Annotated in this window: 3 protein-coding genes; all 3 read right to left on the bottom strand. The window is 68.5% G+C overall.

Annotation, left to right across the window (positions count from 1 at the left end; all coding sequences use genetic code 11):
• Window positions 1–296, bottom strand: a 296-nt coding sequence (tsaB, locus tag FVW27_RS13050) for a tRNA (adenosine(37)-N6)-threonylcarbamoyltransferase complex dimerization subunit type 1 TsaB (protein ID WP_167125779.1), incomplete at its 3' end; no start/stop codon positions are given.
• Window positions 293–1,357 (bottom strand): RIP metalloprotease RseP, encoded by a 1,065-nt coding sequence (rseP, locus tag FVW27_RS13045; RefSeq protein ID WP_167125778.1) that lies wholly within the window; start codon window positions 1,355–1,357, stop codon window positions 293–295. The genes tsaB and rseP, both read right to left, overlap by 4 nt.
• The coding region (gene dxr / locus FVW27_RS13040) for a 1-deoxy-D-xylulose-5-phosphate reductoisomerase (protein ID WP_167125777.1) at window positions 1,354–2,462 on the bottom strand (1,109 nt) is incomplete at its 5' end. The genes rseP and dxr, both read right to left, overlap by 4 nt.

Below are 2,462 nucleotides of genomic sequence, written 5' to 3'. Positions count from 1 at the left end.
CGGGCCATGCCCGCCGCCGTGGACAGCACCAGGCGCAGCCCGGTGAAGCTGCCGGGGCCTTGCACGCAGGCGATGCGCCGCACGTCGGCCAGCGAAAGGCGCATCCGCGCAAAGGCGTCAGCCAGTGCCGGGGCCAGCAGTTCCGTGCCCTGCGAGGGAACGTGCCATTCCTGCGCGAACAGGGTTTCTCCGTCGCGCAGGGCCGCGGCCTGCACGCGCGATTCCGCCGCGTTCAGGGCCAGGGTGATGGCCCCCGTCGCTTCTGCCAGCCCCGCCGCCGGGGTCATCTGGGTCATTGCAGGTTCCGCACGATGTCGTTGTAGGTGGCCAGCAGCATCAGGGCCAGCAGGAAGGCCAGGCCGATGCGGGTGGTCACCTCGCGCAGGCGGGCGTTGACCGGGCGGCGCATGACCATTTCCATGGTCAGGAAGATGATGTGTCCGCCGTCCAGCACCGGTATGGGCAGCAGGTTCAGCAGGCCCAGGTTGATGCTGATGAGCGCGGTGAGGGCCAGCACGCTGTCCAGCCCCTGGCGCGACTGCTCGCTGACCATCTGGGCGATCATGATGGGCCCGCCCACCGAATCCAGCGGCACCACCCGCTCGAAGATCTTCTGCACGCTCTGGCCGGTGATGACGATCATCCGCCAGGTCTGCTCCAGCCCGGCCTTCATGGCCGAGGTGCCGTCCAGCGGCAGGGACACGGTGCGCCCCGATGCCTGGATGCCGATGAGCCAGGTGCGTTCGTCCTCGCCGAAGATGGTCTTGCGGGTGCGTACTTCCGGCTGCACGTTCAGGGTCAGGGCCGTGCCGTTGCGGTCGATGGCGATGGCCAGTTCGCGGCCTTCGCTGGCCACGATGGACCCGGCCACGTCGTCCCACCACTGCACCGGCTTGCCGCCGATGGACACGATGCGGTCACCGGGGGCCACGCCCGCGATGGCGGCAGGGCTTTCCGGCTGTACCCGGCCCACTTCCGGGGCCAACTGGAACTGGCCGTGCGCCCAGAACAGCCCCCAGTAGATGAACCACGCCAGCAGCAGGTTGAACACCGGCCCGGCGGCAATGACCAGCAACCGTTGCCACGCCGGACGCAGGGTGAAGCTGTGGCGCTTTTCGAAGCCTTCGGGCAGTTCCGCGTCCTCGCTTTCGCCCACCAGCGACACGTAGCCGCCCAGCGGCACCAGCGACAGCCGGTAGTCTGTCTGGCCGCCGCGCCAGCCGAACAGGCGCGGGCCGAAACCAAGCGAAAAGGTCTGCACGCCGATGCCGAACAGGCGTGCTATCAGGAAGTGGCCGAGTTCATGGAAAAATATCAGGCCGCCAAGGACCAGGAGTACCGAAAGGAAGCTGCTCATGCGTTGCCCGTTCCTTGCGTGCCTGCCGCGTCTGCCCAGTGGCGTACGCGGCGGCGGGTTGCGGCGTCGAGCGCCTCTATGTGGTCGATGTCGTGCATCGGCATGTAACGGTCGGTATGCGCGTTGTCGGGATTCTTCGTGGCCGTGGAGTCCGGCGCTTCCGCGTTGGTCGCTTCCGCTTCATGGGCATCCAGCGCGCGTTCGATCAGCGCGGGAATGTCCATGAACCCGATGTGCCCGTGCAGGAAAAGGTCCACCGCCACCTCGTTGGCGGCGTTGAGCACCACGGGCAGGCCCGCGCCGCCGGGGGTGTGCGCCTCGCTTGCAAGCACGCGTCGCGCCAGCGCAAGGCATGGGAAAGAGGATAAGTCGGGGGCCTCGAAGGTCAAGCTGCCCGCCCGTACCAGGTCCAGCGGGGCCACCCCGGTGTCCACGCAACGCGGCCAGGCCATGCAGTAGGCGATGGCGATGCGCATGTCCGGTGTGCCCAGGTGCGCGATCTGCGAGCCGTCGGCGTACTCCACCAGCGAATGCACGATGGACTGCGGGTGCACCACCACCTCTATGGATTCCGGGGCCACCCCGTACAGGTGGTAGGCCTCGATGACCTCCAGCCCCTTGTTCATCAGCGTGGCGGAATCGATGGTGATCTTGGCGCCCATGGACCAATTCGGATGATTCAGGGCCTGTTCGCGGGTGACCGAGGACAGGAAGGCCCGGTCGCGCCCCCGGAACGGGCCGCCCGACGCGGTAAGGATGATCCGCCGCACGGCATCGGGCGCGCGGCCCCCGTCCTGCAAGGTGTCGTGCACGCGCAGGGCCTGGAACACGGCGTTGTGTTCGGAATCCACGGGCAGCACCACCGCGCCCGTCTCCGCGCATATCTGCCGGATGAGCGCGCCCGCCAGCACCAGCGATTCCTTGTTGGCCAGGCAGATCACCTTGCCCGCCCGCGCCGCCGCCACCGTGGCCCGCAGCCCGGCGGCCCCCACCTGGGAGGACAGCACCGTGGAGGCATCCGGCAGGGCGGCCAGCGCGGCGTATCCTTCCGGCCCCACGTGGATTTCAGGCGCGTACCCGGCGGGCAGCAGCGTGCGCAGTTCCG

The sequence above is a fragment of the Nitratidesulfovibrio liaohensis genome (assembly GCF_011682075.1).
GTDB classification, from domain to species: domain Bacteria; phylum Desulfobacterota; class Desulfovibrionia; order Desulfovibrionales; family Desulfovibrionaceae; genus Cupidesulfovibrio; species Cupidesulfovibrio liaohensis.
This window is presented reverse-complemented; position numbering and strand designations above follow the sequence as displayed.

Coding starts and splice junctions, on each gene's coding strand:
- rseP (WP_167125778.1), bottom strand. CDS start 1,357: ATGAGCAGCTTCCTTTCGGTACTCCTGGTCCTTGGCGGCCTGATATTT.